The following is a 15048-nucleotide window of genomic DNA, read 5'->3' as shown; positions in this document are numbered from 1 at the left end:
GGACCCCTGGAGACCGCCCGGGAAAAGCTTGCGCCGCAAGCCTCCCGCGTACCCGTGAGCTTCCTGTATACGGTCAGGCTCCGCAGTAGCACCGACGGCCGGAGACGTACATGGAGATCTGGGTCAACCCCGCCTGTTCGAAGTGCCGGTCGGCGCTGTCGATGCTGGACGCGGCGGGCGCCGAGTACACCGTGCGCCGCTACCTGGAGGACCCGCCGACGGCGGCCGAGCTGACGGCGGTCCTTGCGCGCCTCTCGCTGGAGCCGTGGGACGTCACGCGCACGACCGAGCCGGTCGCCAAGGAGCTGGGCCTCAGGACCTGGACGCGCACCCCGGCCGACCGCGCCAGGTGGATCGAGGCACTCGCGGCGCACCCGAAGCTGATCCAGCGCCCGATCATCACCGCGGACGACGGCACCACGGTCGTCGGCCGCACCGAAGAGGCCGTGCGGTCGGTACTGCCCTGACCGGCATGATGGGTTGATGCGCGCCGCCGAGGGCGGGGGTTACCCCAAGGGCCGGATCCGCCGGGAGGACATCCTCTCGGCGGCGGTGGCCGTGTACGGGGAGGCCGGGTACCACGGGTCGTCGCTGCGGGAGGTGGCCAAGCGGGCCGGGATCACGCACGCCGGGCTCCTGTACTACTTCCCGACCAAGGAGGCGCTGCTCGCCGCGGTCCTGGAGCGCCGCGACGCCGAGGACTCCGAACGGGAGCAGCTCGACGCCCCGCCCGGCCGGGACGTGCTGGCGCACTTCATCGCGCTCGCCGAGCACAACGTGACCCACCCCGGGATCGTCGACCTGTACTCGCGGCTCGCGGCGGAGGCCGTCGTGCCCGACCACCCGGCGCACGACTACTTCGTGCGGCACTACCGGCTCGCCCGCGAGTCCACGTTCGAGTCGTTCCGGGTGCTCGCCGAACAGGGCGAGCTCCGCGACGGCGTCGACCCCGCCGCCGCGGCGCTCACGTTCGTCGCACTGATGGACGGGCTGCAGGTGCAGTGGCTGACCGACCCGGACGAGGTGGACCTCGTCGCGACGTTGCGCCACTTCCTCGACAGCGTGCTGACGAAACCGCTCTGACACGGTCGATGCTGTCGATATCGTTCGGCGGTGACCGAGGAACACCCCACTCTCATCGCGGGCCGCTACCGGATCGGCACGATGCTCGGACGCGGTGGCATGGGCGTGGTGTGGCGGGCCACCGACGAGTTCCTCGAACGCGAGGTCGCGATCAAGGAGATGCGGCTGCCGGTCGCGTCCGGCCAGGAGACCGCCACCGCGCACGGCCGGACGATGCGCGAGGCGCGTTCGGCGGCCAAGCTGAGCCACACGGCGATCATCACCGTGCACGACGTGATCACCCACGACGACCGGCCGTGGATCGTCATGGAGCTGATCGACGGCCCGTCCCTGGCCGAGGTCGTCCGGCTGAACGGCCCATTGCCCAGGAACAGGGTCGCCGACATCGCGATCAGCCTGCTGACCGCGCTCGACGCCGCGCACCGGAAGGGCATCCTGCACCGCGACGTCAAACCGGCGAACGTGCTCGTCGACGGCGACCGGGTGGTCCTCACCGACTTCGGCATCGCCGCCGTCGACGGCTCCACCGCGCTGACGGCGACGAACCAGATCATCGGATCGCCGCAGTACCTGGCGCCGGAACGGATCACCGACGGCCGCACCGGGCCACCCGGCGATCTGTGGTCGCTCGGCGTGACGCTCTACGTCGCGCTCACCGGCCGACCCCGTTCGAACGGCCGGACACCCAGGCGGTGCTCGCCGCCGTGCTCACCCAGGCCCCGGCGCCGCTGACCGCGGGCGGGCCGGTCGACGCCGTGATCGAGGGGTTGCTGCGCAAGGAACCGGAGAAGCGGCTCACCGCGGCCGACGCGCTCGACCTGCTCCGTCCGGAGCGCCAGGCGGACACCACGGTGCCGGTTTCCGCGCCGCCGGACCCGACGCTGTCACTCGCCCGGCCGCGCAGGCGCCGAGGGCCGGTCGTGATCCTCACGAGCGCGGCGGTCGTCGTCGTGGCACTGGTCGGTTTCCTGGTGTGGCAGACACTGCCGGACGGCGACCGGGGAGCCGCGTCGCCGACCACGACCACCACTCCGATCCCGACTCCGGACGGGTACACCGAGTACGACGAGCCCGGCTTCACCGTCGCCGTCCCGACCGGGTGGGAACGGCTGGAGAACCCCGTGCAGTGGCTGGGCGGTGGAGAGCACCTCAAGCTGCACGTGACCGTGTACGGGCTCGACGAGGCCCCGGCGGACCTCCTCGGTTTCCTCGAGGACTTCGAGGAAACCGAGGTGGGGGACCAGCCGTACCACGACCGCGTCCGGCTGGCCGAGCTGGACGGGCAGGTCAGTGGTGGTCGTGCGGCCGAACTGGAGTACGTCTACCAGTCAGGTTCGGCCTTCTACCACGAGCTGGTGCGGCTGGTCGTCACCGACGGCGGGCACGTCTACTACCTGCGGTGGTGGGCGCAGGGCGACAGCGCGGACGGGGCGCGGGACGAGATGAGCACGCACCGGGGCGTGCTCACCGCGATCCTCGGGACTTTCCACGTCGACTGAGCGGCGGTCAGAGCGTACGGGCCCGCGGGTCCCAGTCCGCCGGGAGCGCGGGTGGTACGTCGACCGTGCTCTCCACCGCCACCGGCTCGCCCGAGGTGATCGACTCCTCGATGGCCAGCATCGCGTCGAGCACGTGGTAGGCCACCTCACCCGACGCCCGTTCCGGCTCCCCGGCGCGGATCGCGCGCGCCAGCTCCAGCGCGCCCGTGCCGCGGGAGGCGCTGTGGCCGACCGCGGGCAGCTCGGTCAGGTCGGTGCTGCCGAGCGTGTGGACGAGCGTCGGGCCGTCGAACCGGTTCGGGTCCGGGACCACCACCGCGCCGAGCGTGCCGGTGACCTCGAACAGGGTGCGGTGCAGTGCGGAGTCGAAGCTCAGCACCACCTGCGCGGCCCCGCCGCGTTCGAAGTCGACCAGTGCGGTGACCGTCGTCGGCACCGTGACCGCGAACTCCGTGCCCGCGCGCGGACCGGAGCCGATGACCCTGGTCTCGCGGTTGCGGCCACCCGCGCCGGTGACGCGGCGGATCGGGCCGAGCAGCTGCACCAGCTCGGTCAGGTAGTACGGGCCCATGTCGAGCAGCGGTCCGCCGCCGGTCTGGAACAGGAACTCCGGCGCCGGGTGCCAGCTCTCCGGTCCCGGCGTCTGGAAGATCGCGAGCGCGGTCCTCGGCTCGCCGACCAGGCCCTCGTCGATCGCGCGGCGCGCGGTCTGCAGGCCCGCGCCGAGCACGGTGTCCGGCGCGCTCGCCACCCGCAGGCCCTTCTCCCGGGCGCGGTCGAGCAGCTTGCGGCCGGACGCGCGGTCCAGCGCGAGGGGCTTCTCGGCCCACACGTGCTTGCCCGCGTCGAGCGCGGCGAGGCCGATCTCCACGTGCGCGACCGGGATCGTGAGGTTCACGACCAGCTCGACGTCGGGGTCGGCCAGCAGCTCGGCGGTGGTGCCGGAGCGCGGGACGCCGTGCTTCTCCGCCTGCGCGGCCGCGCGTGCGGTGTCGAGGTCGGCGATCCGCAGGACCCGGACGTCCGGGAACGACGTGAGGTTCTCGAGGTAGGTGTCGCTGATGACGCCGGCACCGATGAGGCCGATCCCCACCGTGCCGCCCACGGGCCCGGTCATCGCGCGAGACCGGTGACGTAGGCGTGGCTGGCGGCGAGGCCGTCGAAGATGTCGCCGGCGTAGGCGTCGAACTCGATGACCCGCAGGGCCTGTGGCGCGGCGGCGAGGATGTCGGCGACCGGGGCCCTGCCCTGCCCGGCGGGCACCTGGCCGGACGCGTCGGTGGCGAGGTCGCCGTCCTTGACGTGCAGTGCCGTGACCCGGTCGCCCAGTGCGGCCAGGAGCGCGGGCACGTCGGCGCCACCCGCGGCGGCCCAGTAGGTGTCGACCTCGAGCACCAGCTCGGGGGCCAGCAGCTCGGCGAACACCTCGAACGCGGTGCGGTCACCGATCTTGTTCTCGAGCTCCCACCAGTGGTTGTGGTAGCCGACGGCCAGACCGTGGTCGGCGGCCCGCTTGGCGGCGGCGTTGAGGGCGTCGGCCGTGGCCGCGACGTCGGCCTCGGTGCGCCACTGCTCGTCGGGCACGAACGGGTCGATGACCGTGCGCACGCCGCAGGCCTGCGCGGCGGCGAACACCACGTCCTGGTCGACGCCGATCAGCTTCGCGTGCGCGGTCGGCGCGGTCAGCCCGTGCTCGGGCAGCGCGGTGCGCAACACGGTCGCGGCCTCGGCCAACCCGAACGGCTCGACCTGGGTGAACCCGATGCCCGCCAGCCTGGCGAGCGTGTCACCCGGATCGGCGGCGAACGACTCGCGGACGGAGTACAGCTGTACTGAAAGCTTGCTCATGACCACTCTCCCCTGGACTGTGCCCGCGGCTATGGAAGCGCTCCCAGAATTTCTACCAGGTGGTAGAAATTGGCGCTAGAGCCTTTTCCGCGCATACGCCAAGGAGCACGCCCGGCAAGCGGACGTGCTCCTTGGGAAGTGTGTTCTGGCTACCGGCGCCAGGCCGTGCGCTGCCGCACGCGGGCCCAGATCAGGTAGATCACGAGGCCCGCGCCGATGCCCAGCAGCCACAGGCGCTCGGTCTCGGCGATGTGGTTGCCGACGAAGGCCATCGCGAACATGGCGATCGCGGTGATCCAGCCGCCGATCTCGCGGCCACGCGGGAACCTGCCGTGCCAGCCCCACGCCGCGGAGGGCTCCTCGTGCGGGTCGACCGCGTTGTTGGCCCGCTTCTCCAGCTGTGAGCCTGCCACGTCCCCTCCTCAGCGTTCGTCAGTGCGCGCTCATGCTCCCACAACGCCCCGGACCGGCGCGTTCGAGGGCATCGGGAAGAATGTGCCGCGATGAACCAACGCACCGTGCTCGTACTGGGCTCCACGGGCTCGGTCGGCGCTCAGGCCCTCGACGTGATCGCGGCCAACCCCGGTCGCTTCGACGTCGTCGGCGTCGCCGCCGGGGGAGCCGACCCGGCCGCACTGGCCGCCCAGGCGCTCACCCACCGGGTCCGTGCTGTCGCCGTGTCCAGGGCGACCGCCGCGGAGGACCTCCAGCTCGCCATCTACGCCGAAGCCCAGAAGCGGGGCTACGACCGCGGCGGCTTCGAGATGCCGCGCATCCTCGCCGGGCCGGACGCCGTCACCGAGCTGATCGCCGGCACACCGGCCGACGTCGTCCTCAACGCCATCACCGGGTCCCGCGGTCTCGCGCCGACGCTCCGCGCCCTCGACACCGGTGCCACCCTCGCGCTCGCGAACAAGGAGTCGCTGATCGCGGGTGGCCCGCTGGTGCTCAGGGCCGCCAAGCCCGGCCAGCTCGTGCCGGTCGACTCGGAGCACTCGGCCATCGCCCAGTGCCTGCGGGGCGGGGAGGCGCACGAGGTGGCGCGGCTCGTGCTGACCGCGTCGGGCGGGCCGTTCCGCGGCCGCCGCCGCGCGGACCTCGCCGGCGTCGCGGTCGAGGACGCGATGGCGCACCCGACCTGGGACATGGGGCCGGTCATCACGATCAACTCGGCCACGCTCGTCAACAAGGGCCTCGAGCTGATCGAGGCGCACCTGCTGTTCGGCGTCCCCTACGACCGCATCGACGTGGTCGTCCACCCCCAGTCGATGATCCACTCGATGGTGACGTTCACCGACGGCTCCACGCTCGCGCAGGCCAGCCCGCCGGACATGAAGCTGCCGATCTCGCTGGCGCTGGGCTGGCCGGAGCGGGTGCCGGACGCGGCGACGCCGGCGACGTTCGCCGAGCCGACCTCGTGGACCTTCGAACCGCTGGACGACGAGACGTTCCCGGCCGTGCGGCTCGCCCGCCAGGCGGGCACGGCGGGCGGCTGCCTGCCCGCGGTGTACAACGCCGCGAACGAGGAAGCCGTCCCGAGCTTCGTAGAAGGACACACGGCCTTCACCGCGATTGTGGACACTGTCGAGCACGTCCTCGACGACGCGCACGACTGGCACCGTGAGCCGGGCAGCGTCGACGAGGTGCTCGCGGCTGAGGACTGGGCCCGCGCCCGCGCCCGTGAGCTGCTGGCTCGCGGCGGGGTAGGAAAGGACTGACGGAACTTGCTCACATGGCTCTTTGGGGTCGTGCTGTTCGCACTCGGGATCTGCGTGTCGGTGGCACTGCACGAGGCCGGGCACATGTGGGCCGCCAAGGCCTTCGGCATGAAGGTGCGGCGGTACTTCATCGGCTTCGGCCCGAAGATCTGGTCCTTCCGGCGCGGTGAGACCGAGTACGGCCTGAAGGCGATCCCCGCGGGTGGCTTCTGCGACATCGCGGGCATGACCGCGCTCGACGAGGTCACCCCGGAGGAGGCGCCGCGCGCGATGTGGCGCTACCCGACGTGGAAGCGCTTCGTGGTGATGGTCATGGGCTCCGTGACGCATTTCATCCTCGGGTTCATCATCCTGTACCTGATGGCCGCCACCATGGGCCTGCCGAACGTGGAGGGCACCCCGGTCATCAGCGGCACCGACTGCGCCGCGTCGACCCAGGACGTGAAGACCTACGAGTACGCCGAGTGCGGTCCCGGTGACCCGGCGCCGGCCCGCGACGCGGGGCTGCGCGAGGGCGACGAGATCGTCAGCATCGACGGCAAGGCCACCCCGACCTGGTCGGACGTCGTGGCCACGGTGCAGAAGCTGTCCGGCGAGCACGAGTTCGTGGTCCTCCGCGACGGCGCAGAGCGCAGGATCACCATCGACATCCCGACCGTGCAGCGCGTGGCGCCGGACGACACCCCCGACAACACCGACGACAACAAGCTCGTCGACGTCGGTGCGATCGGCGTCACCAGCACCCCGATCTACCACTACTCGGCGGCGTCGGCGGTCGGCGGCTCCCTCGAGTTCACCGGCACCATGTTCGTCCGGGTCTGGGAGGGCCTGCTGGCGTTCCCGGAGAAGATCCCGAAGGTCATCGAGGCCATCGGCGGCGGTGAGCGCGACCCCGACACCCCGGTCAGCGTCGTCGGCGCGTCGATCATCGGCGGTGACGCGGTCGAGCAGGGCGTGTGGGAGCTGTTCCTGCTGCTCCTGGCCACGCTGAACTTCTTCGTGGGCGTGTTCAACCTGCTCCCGCTGCTGCCGCTGGACGGCGGCCACATCGCGGTGCTGTTCTACGAGAAGGTCCGCGACTGGCTGCGCAAACTCCGCGGCAAGCCCGCCGGTGGCCCGGTCGACTACACGAAGTTGTCGGCGGTGACGATGGTGTTCATCTTCATCGGTGGCGCCGTCATGTTGCTGACCATCACAGCGGACATCGTCAACCCCATCCGGATAGGCCAGTAGGCTGGAAACATGACCGAAGGCATCATGCTGGGCATGCCGGGCACGCCGCCGCCCGTTCTCTCGGAGCGGCGCAAGACCCGGCAGTTGATGGTCGGCAAAGTCGGCGTCGGCAGCGACTACCCCATCTCCGTGCAGTCGATGACCACGACGCTGACCGCGGACGTCAACGCGACGCTGCAGCAGATCGCCGAGCTGACCGCGGCGGGCTGCGACATCGTCCGGGTGGCGTGCCCGTCGCAGGACGACGCGGACGCGCTGCCCGCGATCGCCGCGAAGTCGCAGATCCCGGTGATCGCCGACATCCACTTCCAGCCCCGGTACGTGTTCGCCGCGATCGAGGCCGGGTGCGCCGCCGTGCGCGTGAACCCGGGCAACATCAAGAAGTTCGACGACAAGGTCAAGGAGATCGCGGCCGCCGCGCGCGACCACGGCACCCCGATCCGGATCGGCGTCAACGCGGGGTCGCTGGATCCCCGGCTGCTGAAGAAGTACGGCAAGGCCACCCCGGAGGCGCTCGCCGAGTCGGCGCTGTGGGAGGCGTCGCTGTTCGCCGAGCACGACTTCCACGACATCAAGATCTCCGTGAAGCACAACGACCCGGTGGTCATGGTCCGGGCCTACGAGATCCTGGCCGAGCAGTGCGACTACCCGCTGCACCTCGGCGTCACCGAGGCCGGGCCGGCGTTCCAGGGCACGATCAAGTCGGCGGTGGCCTTCGGCGCGCTGCTGCGGCAGGGCATCGGCGACACGATCCGCGTCTCGCTGTCCGCGCCGCCCGTCGAGGAGGTCAAGGTCGGCTCGCAGATCCTGCAGTCGCTGAACCTGCGGCCCAGGAAGCTGGAGATCGTGTCGTGCCCGTCCTGTGGGCGGGCGCAGGTGGACGTGTACAAGCTGGCCGACGAGGTCACCGCGGGGCTCGAGGGCATGGAGGTCCCGCTGCGGGTGGCCGTCATGGGGTGCGTGGTGAACGGGCCGGGCGAGGCCAGGGAGGCTGACCTCGGGGTCGCTTCCGGCAACGGCAAGGGCCAGATCTTCGTGAAGGGGCAGGTCATCAAGACCGTGCCAGAGCACCAGATCGTGGAGACCCTGATCGAGGAGGCCATGCGGATCGCGGAGGAGGCCGGGGAGACCGCCGAAGCGGGCACCCCGACCGTCACCGTCGGCTAGGCATCAGCGTTTCACCTCGTAGCGCAGCAGGACCGCGCCGCAGGAGAAGGTGCGGCTGTCCACCAGGCGCAGCGACAGCCACGACGGCAGGGACGGGAAGAACGGCGTGCCGCCGCCCACGACGACGGGGTGGACGACGATCCGGAACCCGTCCACCAGGCCGGCCCGCACGAACGTGCTCGCCAGCGTCGCGCCGCCGACCTCCAGCAGTCCGTCCGTCTCCGCCTTCAGGCGGGTCGCGACCTCGACGGGGTCGCCGCGCTCCAGGCGCGAGTTCCAGTCGACCGACTCGAGGGTCTGTGAGAAGACCACCTTCGGCATGCCCAGCCAGGCGCGGGCGTAGTCGAGGGTGACCGGGTTGGCCTCCGGGTCCTGGTCGGCCGTCGGCCAGTACGCGGACATCAGGTCGTAGAGCCGCCTGCCGTAGAACGACAGCGCGACCTCGCGTGTCACGTCGTTCCAGTACTGGTGCAGTTCCTCGTTCGGCTCGGACCAGTCGAAGTCGCCCTTCGCGTCGGCGACGTAGCCGTCGGCCGAGACGTTCATGCCGTAGATCAGTGTGCCCATGGTGGTCAGACTGCCCCCGCCCGCGAAACTCATCGCGGCACCACGCCACCCTCGACTGTCTTGCCGGCGACAAATCTGGCACGCTGGAAGATGTGTTGCGGCTTGCAGGTGCACGGCAGCTCGACGAGCGGGATCGGCTGGCCGTGCGCGCGATGCTCACGGCGGATCCCGTCGCCTCCTGCATGGTCGCGTCCCGGATCGAGAACCTCGGCATGGACCCGTGGCGGCTGGGCGGTGAGCTGTGGGGCTGCGAGCCGCGCGGATTCCGCGGCGGGCGCCTCGACTCGCTGTGCTTCGCCGGCTCGAACCTCATCCCGTTGCAGGGCAACCGGGGCGCGCTGCGTGCCTTCGCGGACCGGGCGTTGCGGCGGCGGCGCATGTGCTCGTCGGTCGTCGGGCCTGCCGAGCAGGTCATGGGGCTGTGGTCGGAGCTGGAGCTGGACTGGGGCCCGGCCCGCGAGGTGCGGGCGGACCAGCCGCTGATGTCGACCGGCAAGGTGTCGGCCATCGCGCCGGACCCGCTGGTGCGGCCCGTCCGGTCCGACGAGCTGGAGCGCTACCTGCCCGCCGCGATCGCCATGTTCATCGAGGAGGTCGGCGTCGACCCCCGCGCGGGTGACGGCGGCGCCAGCTACCGGGCCCGGGTCGCCGAACTGATCGCGGCCGGTCGCGCGTTCGCCCGGTTCGAGGGCGGCGAGGTCGTGTTCAAGGCCGAGATCGGCGCGCTGTCGTCGTCCGTCGGGCAGATCCAGGGCGTGTGGGTACACCCGGACCGGCGCGGCCACGGCCTCGGCTCGACCGGCACCGCCGCTGTCGTGGACCGGCTCGTGCGCGGGCTCGGCCGCACCGCGAGCCTTTACGTGAACGCCTACAACGTGGTCGCCCAGTCGGCGTACAAGCGAATCGGGTTCAGCCAGGTGGGCCAGTACGCCACCGTCCTGTTCTGATCTTCCGGCATACTCGCCCGGGTGCGCGTCACCCGGCTAGCGGCTGCTCTCGTCCTCGTCACCCCACTCGTCGGCTGCAGCATGTCCGGCCCGCAACCGGGCGACACCGCGAACGCCTTCCTGACCGCGTTCGCCAAGGGCGACCTCGCCGCCGCGGCCAAGGAGACCGACTCGCCGGACTCGGCGCAGGACCAGATGGCCGCGGTGCGCGAGGCCCTGGAGCCCAAGTCGGTGAAGACGAAGGTCGAGGAGGTCAACCAGGCCGACGGCGCGTCGACCGCGAACGTCGCCTACTCCGTCACCTGGGACCTCGGCCCCGGCAGGAAGTGGACCTACGACAGCCACATCGAACTGCGTGAGTCGAACGAGAAGTGGCAGGTCCACTGGACCCCGACGGTCATCCACCCCAAGCTCGCGCAGCAGCAGGCGATCGCCGTGCAGGGCCAGCAGCCCGAGCTGGCGCCCGTCCTCGACCGCGACGGCAGCCTCGTGCTCGCGCCCAGCCGGGTGGTCTCCGTGCTGCTGGAGAAGGAGAAGGCCGGGAACACCCAGGCCGTCGCGGGTGCGCTCGCGACCGCCCTGGCCGGCATCGACCGGACGATCACGCAGGCGTCGATCCTCGCCGGCGCGAACAAGACCCCGGCCGGGCAGGCCTACCAGGTGGTCGCGCTGCGGCAGTCCGACTACGACCGGGTGAAGCCCGCCATCTACGACCTGCCCGGCGTGCGGTTCACGTCCGCGCCGCGGCTGCTCGCGAACGACAAGGCGTTCGCGCCGACGCTGCTGCCCGGCATCCGCAAGGTCGTCGAGGCCGACCTGACCGGCAAGGCGGGCTGGCGGGTCATCACGACCGATCCGACGGGCGCGGAGGTCGAGGAGCTGTACGCGAAGGCCGCCGAGCCGGCGGAGGCGGCGACCACCACGCTGAGCGTCGGGACGCAGAACGCCGCGCAGGCGGCGGTCAACGCGGAGCCGACCCCGTCGATGATCGTCGCGATGCAGCCGTCGACGGGGGAACTGCTGGCGGTCGCGCAGAACCCGGTCGCCGACAAGCAGGGCCCGATCGCGCTGATGGGCCGCTACCCGCCCGGTTCGACGTTCAAGATCGCCACCGCGACCGCGGCACTGGCCGCGGGCAAGGTCACCGGTGCGACGCCGGTCGGCTGCCCGGCCACGATCACCGTCGAGGGCCGCGAGATCCCGAACTCCGGCAAGTTCGACAAGGGCACCATCCCGCTGTCGAGCGCGTTCGCGTTCTCGTGCAACACGACGTTCGCGCAGCTGGCGACACAGATGGGCCCGTCGGAGCTGACGGAGACGGCGAAGCAGCTGGGCCTGGGCGTTGACTTCGTCATGCCCGGCGCGACGACCGTGACCGGCTCGGTGCCGCCCGCGTCGAACGTGGTGGAGCGGGCCGAGGACGGGTTCGGGCAGGGCAAGGTGGTGGCGAGCCCGTTCGGCATGGCACTGCTGGTGTCGACGGTCGCGACGGGGAAGATGCCGACGCCGACGCTGCTGCGCGGCGCCACGACCGAGGCGGACTCGACGGTCGACCCGGTGTCGCCGCAGGTGCTGGACGGCGTGCGGGCGATGATGCAGGAGATGGTGCGGATCACGCCCGCGCTGGCGGCGTTCCCCGACCTGCGCGGCAAGACCGGCACTGCCCAGTTCGGCGACGGCACGCACTCGCACGGCTGGTTCGTAGGGTACCGCGGTGACCTGGCGTTCGCGGTGCTGCTCACGGGTGCCGACGTGTCGAGCAAGGCGGTGGCAGCCGCGGCCAGGTTCCTGTCGGGCCTGTCTTAGGCTGGACACATGCCCGTTCGCACGCCTCTGAAGCCCGGTGTCCAGTCACCGCGTCGTCCTGTTCCGTCGTCCATCGCGCGGCCGGAGTACGTCGACAAGCCCGCGCCCGTGCGGAACACGGAACCGTGGGTGCAGACCGACGAGACGATCGAGGCCATGCGGGTGGCCGGCCGGATCGCGGCGCAGGCGCTGCAGGAGGGCGGCAAGGCGGTCAAGCCGGGCGCGACCACGGACGACATCGACGCGGTGGTGCACGAGTTCCTGCTCGACCACCACGCGTACCCGTCGACGCTGGGCTACCGGCACTTCCCGAAGTCGTGCTGCACCTCCCTCAACGAGGTGATCTGCCACGGCATCCCGGACACGACCCGCATCGAGGACGGCGACATCGTCAACATCGACGTGACGGCGTTCATCGGCGGCGTCCACGGCGACACCAACGCGACGTTCCTCGCCGGTGACGTCGACGAGGAGGTGCGGCTCCTGGTGGAACGCACCCACGAGGCGACGATGCGTGCCATCAAGGCGGTCAAGCCGGGGCGCGCGCTGAACGTCATCGGCCGGGTCATCGAGGCGTACGCCAAGCGGTTCGACTACGGCGTGGTCCGCGACTTCACCGGCCACGGCATCGCGCGGAGCTTCCACAGCGGCCTGGTGATCCTCCACTACGAGGAGCCGAAGGTCGACACGGTCATCGAGAAGGGCATGACCTTCACCATCGAGCCGATGATCACCCTGGGCGGCATCGACTACGACATCTGGGACGACGGCTGGACCGTCACGACCAAGGACAAGAGCTGGACCGCCCAGTTCGAGCACACGATGGTCGTCACCGAGAACGGCGCGGAGATCCTGACACTGCCCTGACCGGCTCGGGCCGGACGGCAGGTCAGAGCAGCTCCGACAGCACCTCGAGGATCGCCAGCGCCACCGGACCGGGGTCGGTCGCCGGTGCGAGGTGGTGTGTGGCCAGGCGGCGGATCGGCCACCCCTGCGCCACCGCGGCGTCCGCGTCCGCGTCGTAGGGCGACGACAGCCGCACGTACCCCGAGGGCCCGGTCCACTCGACCTCCGGGCGCTCCTCCTTCAGGAACGCGATCGGCACCTCCGGCGCCTCGTCCGCGATCTCCGCACGCAGCTCCGGATCGGTGACCAGCGCCTCCAGGGGGTCCGGGGAGAACCACCGCTGCCAGCGGGGCAGCTGCCCTTCCCGCGACATCGCCCGCAGCTCCGAGTACAGGGGCCCGGGCACGGTGTCGCGCCACGACCGGCCGGGCGTCGGCAGGCCGGCGTCCACGTACACCAGCCCGGCCACGCCGTCCTCCAGCGCGTCCGCGAACCCCGGCAGCAACGGTCCCGCGCCGCTGTGCCCGATCAGGACGACCGGGCCGTCGAGGAGCTCCTCGCTCATCGCGTCGGCGAACGCGCCGAGCAGCACCTGGTGCACGGGCGGGGCCACCACCGACGGCCGCAGGTCCAGCAGTACCGCGGGGTGTCCCAGGGACGCCAGCGCGTCGGCAAGTGGACGTAGGCTCGCCGGACCGAGGAACGGGCTGTGCACCAGTACGGCGGTGACCGGGGTGGCGGGCATGACCGCGATGATGGCAGGTGGAGGGAAGGACGGGGATGCGGGGAGCACTGCTGGTCGCCGGGACGTCGTCGGACGCGGGCAAGAGCGTGCTGGTCGCCGGGATCTGCCGGTGGCTGGCGCGGGAGGGCGTGCGCGTCGCGCCGTTCAAGGCCCAGAACATGTCCAACAACTCGGCCGTCACCGTCGAAGGCGGTGAGATCGGGCGCGCGCAGGCGATGCAGGCCCGTGCCGCCGGGCTCGAACCCAGCGTCCGGTTCAACCCCGTGCTCCTCAAGCCCGGGTCGGACCGCAGCTCCCAGGTCGTGCTCCTCGGCAAGCCCGCCGGCACGCTCCGCGACTACCGGCAACGGGACTTCGGCCCCACCGTTCTGTCCACATTGGACGAACTGCGGCGGGATTTCGACGTCGTGGTCTGCGAAGGGGCCGGATCGCCTGCCGAGGTCAACCTCCGCGACGGTGACATCGTCAACCTCGGTCTCGCCCGCGCCGCCGGCCTGCCGGTGCTCGTCGTCGGCGACATCGACCGCGGCGGGGTGCTCGCGCACCTCTTCGGCACGCTCGCCGTCCTCGATCCCGCCGACCAGGCAATGATCCAGGCCTTCGCGATCAACAAGTTCCGCGGTGACCTCGGGCTGCTGCGGCCGGGGCTCGACTGGCTCACCGGTGCCACCGGCCGCCCGGTGCTCGGGGTCCTGCCGTGGCGCGAGGAGCTGTGGCTCGACACCGAGGACTCCCTGTCCTACGCCGCCGACGGCGTCATCGGGCGGCCCCTGCCCCCGCTCGGCGACCAGTGGCTGCGCGTGGCGGTCGTCCGCCTGCCGCGCATCTCCAACGCGACCGACGTCGAGGCGCTCGCCTGTGAACCCGGTGTCGCGGTCCGGTTCGTCACCGAACCGTCCCGCATCGCGGATGCCGACCTCGTCGTCATCCCCGGCTCGAAGTCCACTGTGGACGATCTGACGTGGTTGCGGGAACGGGGGATCGCCGACGCGATCGTCGAGTCGGACCTGCCCGTGATCGGCATCTGCGGCGGGTTCCAGATGCTGGGCAGGCGGATCGTCGACGACGTCGAGTCCGGCGCGGGCGAGGTGGCCGGGCTCGGGTTGTTCGACCTCGACGTCGAGTTCGCCGCCGAGAAGACGCTCACCCGCCCCAGGGGGACCGCGCTCGGCCACCCGGTCAGCGGGTACGAGATCCACCACGGCCGGGTCGCCCGGCAGTCCTCGCCCGGGCTCGTCGAGCTGCCCGACGGGTCACTCGAAGGGGCGTTCACCGATCGGGTGATGGGCACGCACTGGCACGGGCTGCTCGACAACGACGGCTTCCGTCGTCACGTACTGCGATGGGCGGCGGCCCGCGCGGGCCGTGACCGGTTCCTGCCATCGCCCGGCACGTCGGTCGCCGCCGCCCGCGCGGCGCAGCTCGACGTGCTCGGTGATCTTGTTTCCGAGCACCTCGATACCGCTGCGCTGGTAAATCTCATCGAGAATGGTCCGCGCGGCGACCTTCCACATCTCGTTGTCGGTGCACCGAATAACACGTCAACTGTCCACTGAGGATGATCCAGTAATATCTGGAGAAAGATCGGG

16 protein-coding genes are annotated in these 15048 nt (G+C 71.2%); 11 read left to right on the top strand and 5 right to left on the bottom strand.

The genetic code is table 11. The features are described 5' to 3' along the window. Positions 1-110: 110 nt before the first annotated feature. From FHR82_RS33195 to FHR82_RS33180, 4 genes are read left to right on the top strand one after another with little or no spacing between them, the layout of a single operon-like run. Positions 111-467, top strand: a complete 357-nt coding sequence (locus FHR82_RS33195) for an arsenate reductase family protein (RefSeq protein WP_184814541.1) — start codon at positions 111-113, stop codon at positions 465-467. A gap of 16 nt (positions 468-483) precedes the next feature. Then, the gene (locus FHR82_RS33190; RefSeq protein WP_184814540.1) at positions 484-1083 is read left to right on the top strand and encodes a TetR/AcrR family transcriptional regulator; all 600 of its coding nucleotides are present in this window, start codon (positions 484-486) and stop codon (positions 1081-1083) included. Between the two features lie 30 nt (positions 1084-1113). Then, positions 1114-1815 carry a serine/threonine-protein kinase gene (locus FHR82_RS33185; protein WP_184814539.1) on the top strand — a complete coding sequence of 234 codons (702 nt, stop codon included), beginning with the start codon at positions 1114-1116 and terminating at the stop codon, positions 1813-1815. Then, a complete protein-coding gene (locus FHR82_RS33180) occupies positions 1776-2582 on the top strand; it encodes a serine/threonine kinase C-terminal domain-containing protein (RefSeq protein WP_184814538.1) in 807 nt (268 codons plus the stop codon). The genes FHR82_RS33185 and FHR82_RS33180 overlap by 40 nt, the downstream gene beginning before the upstream one ends. A gap of 7 nt (positions 2583-2589) precedes the next feature. Here FHR82_RS33180 and FHR82_RS33175 read toward each other — a convergent pair whose 3' ends face one another. The 3 genes from FHR82_RS33175 to FHR82_RS33165 form a co-directional block, all read right to left on the bottom strand. Further along, complete coding sequence (locus FHR82_RS33175) at positions 2590-3699, bottom strand: Gfo/Idh/MocA family protein (protein ID WP_184814537.1); 1110 nt, start codon at positions 3697-3699, stop codon at positions 2590-2592. After that, the gene (locus FHR82_RS33170; RefSeq protein WP_184814536.1) at positions 3696-4430 is read right to left on the bottom strand and encodes a sugar phosphate isomerase/epimerase family protein; all 735 of its coding nucleotides are present in this window, start codon (positions 4428-4430) and stop codon (positions 3696-3698) included. Before FHR82_RS33170 ends, FHR82_RS33175 begins: the two co-directional genes overlap by 4 nt. A 149-nt stretch (positions 4431-4579) precedes the next feature. After that, entirely contained in the window at positions 4580-4843 is a 264-nt protein-coding gene (locus FHR82_RS33165) for a DUF2631 domain-containing protein (protein ID WP_184814535.1), read from the bottom strand. Between the two features lie 90 nt (positions 4844-4933). Here FHR82_RS33165 and dxr point away from each other — a divergent pair, with 90 nt between their 5' ends. Genes dxr through ispG form a run of 3 tightly spaced genes read left to right on the top strand, consistent with a single transcriptional unit; the run spans position 4934 to position 8548 of the window. Further along, a complete protein-coding gene (gene dxr, locus FHR82_RS33160) occupies positions 4934-6148 on the top strand; it encodes a 1-deoxy-D-xylulose-5-phosphate reductoisomerase (RefSeq protein WP_184814534.1) in 1215 nt (404 codons plus the stop codon). Positions 6149-6154: 6 nt separating this feature from the next. Then, positions 6155-7381 carry a M50 family metallopeptidase gene (locus tag FHR82_RS33155; RefSeq protein WP_184814533.1) on the top strand — a complete coding sequence of 409 codons (1227 nt, stop codon included), beginning with the start codon at positions 6155-6157 and terminating at the stop codon, positions 7379-7381. A 9-nt stretch (positions 7382-7390) separates the two neighbouring features. After that, the gene (gene ispG / locus FHR82_RS33150) at positions 7391-8548 is read left to right on the top strand and encodes a flavodoxin-dependent (E)-4-hydroxy-3-methylbut-2-enyl-diphosphate synthase (protein ID WP_184814532.1); all 1158 of its coding nucleotides are present in this window, start codon (positions 7391-7393) and stop codon (positions 8546-8548) included. 3 nt (positions 8549-8551) lie between these two features. On the opposite strand, the gene FHR82_RS33145 is transcribed toward ispG, so the two are convergent. Next, positions 8552-9115, bottom strand: coding sequence for a dihydrofolate reductase family protein (locus tag FHR82_RS33145; RefSeq protein WP_184814531.1), 564 nt, complete (start codon positions 9113-9115; stop codon positions 8552-8554). A gap of 92 nt (positions 9116-9207) precedes the next feature. On the opposite strand from FHR82_RS33145, the gene FHR82_RS33140 reads away from it, so the two are divergent. From FHR82_RS33140 to map, 3 genes are read left to right on the top strand one after another with little or no spacing between them, the layout of a single operon-like run. Continuing rightward, positions 9208-10062, top strand: a complete 855-nt coding sequence (locus tag FHR82_RS33140; protein WP_184814530.1) for a GNAT family N-acetyltransferase — start codon at positions 9208-9210, stop codon at positions 10060-10062. A gap of 21 nt (positions 10063-10083) precedes the next feature. After that, positions 10084-11868 carry a penicillin-binding transpeptidase domain-containing protein gene (locus FHR82_RS33135; RefSeq protein WP_311771386.1) on the top strand — a complete coding sequence of 595 codons (1785 nt, stop codon included), beginning with the start codon at positions 10084-10086 and terminating at the stop codon, positions 11866-11868. Between the two features lie 9 nt (positions 11869-11877). Next, on the top strand, positions 11878-12735 hold the full coding sequence (gene map / locus FHR82_RS33130; RefSeq protein WP_184814529.1) for a type I methionyl aminopeptidase: 858 nt from the start codon (positions 11878-11880) through the stop codon (positions 12733-12735). 22 nt (positions 12736-12757) lie between these two features. Here map and FHR82_RS33125 read toward each other — a convergent pair whose 3' ends face one another. Beyond that, entirely contained in the window at positions 12758-13459 is a 702-nt protein-coding gene (locus FHR82_RS33125; RefSeq protein WP_184814528.1) for an alpha/beta fold hydrolase, read from the bottom strand. Positions 13460-13494: 35 nt separating this feature from the next. Between FHR82_RS33125 and FHR82_RS33120 the strand changes: the two genes are divergently transcribed. Next, positions 13495-15015, top strand: a complete 1521-nt coding sequence (locus FHR82_RS33120; RefSeq protein ID WP_184814527.1) for a cobyric acid synthase — start codon at positions 13495-13497, stop codon at positions 15013-15015. Positions 15016-15048: the final 33 nt, after the last annotated feature.

This window comes from Actinophytocola algeriensis, assembly GCF_014203735.1.
In the GTDB taxonomy this organism is placed as follows: domain Bacteria; phylum Actinomycetota; class Actinomycetes; order Mycobacteriales; family Pseudonocardiaceae; genus Actinophytocola; species Actinophytocola algeriensis.
Note: the sequence above shows the minus strand (reverse complement) of the source record. Positions and strands in the feature narration are given on the sequence as shown.

Coding starts and splice junctions, on each gene's coding strand:
- FHR82_RS33195 (WP_184814541.1), top strand. CDS start 111: ATGGAGATCTGGGTCAACCCCGCCTGTTCGAAGTGCCGGTCGGCGCTG.
- map (WP_184814529.1), top strand. CDS start 11,878: ATGCCCGTTCGCACGCCTCTGAAGCCCGGTGTCCAGTCACCGCGTCGT.
- dxr (WP_184814534.1), top strand. CDS start 4,934: ATGAACCAACGCACCGTGCTCGTACTGGGCTCCACGGGCTCGGTCGGC.
- FHR82_RS33190 (WP_184814540.1), top strand. CDS start 484: ATGCGCGCCGCCGAGGGCGGGGGTTACCCCAAGGGCCGGATCCGCCGG.
- FHR82_RS33145 (WP_184814531.1), bottom strand. CDS start 9,115: ATGGGCACACTGATCTACGGCATGAACGTCTCGGCCGACGGCTACGTC.
- FHR82_RS33170 (WP_184814536.1), bottom strand. CDS start 4,430: ATGAGCAAGCTTTCAGTACAGCTGTACTCCGTCCGCGAGTCGTTCGCC.
- ispG (WP_184814532.1), top strand. CDS start 7,391: ATGACCGAAGGCATCATGCTGGGCATGCCGGGCACGCCGCCGCCCGTT.
- FHR82_RS33125 (WP_184814528.1), bottom strand. CDS start 13,459: ATGCCCGCCACCCCGGTCACCGCCGTACTGGTGCACAGCCCGTTCCTC.
- FHR82_RS33120 (WP_184814527.1), top strand. CDS start 13,495: ATGCGGGGAGCACTGCTGGTCGCCGGGACGTCGTCGGACGCGGGCAAG.
- FHR82_RS33175 (WP_184814537.1), bottom strand. CDS start 3,699: ATGACCGGGCCCGTGGGCGGCACGGTGGGGATCGGCCTCATCGGTGCC.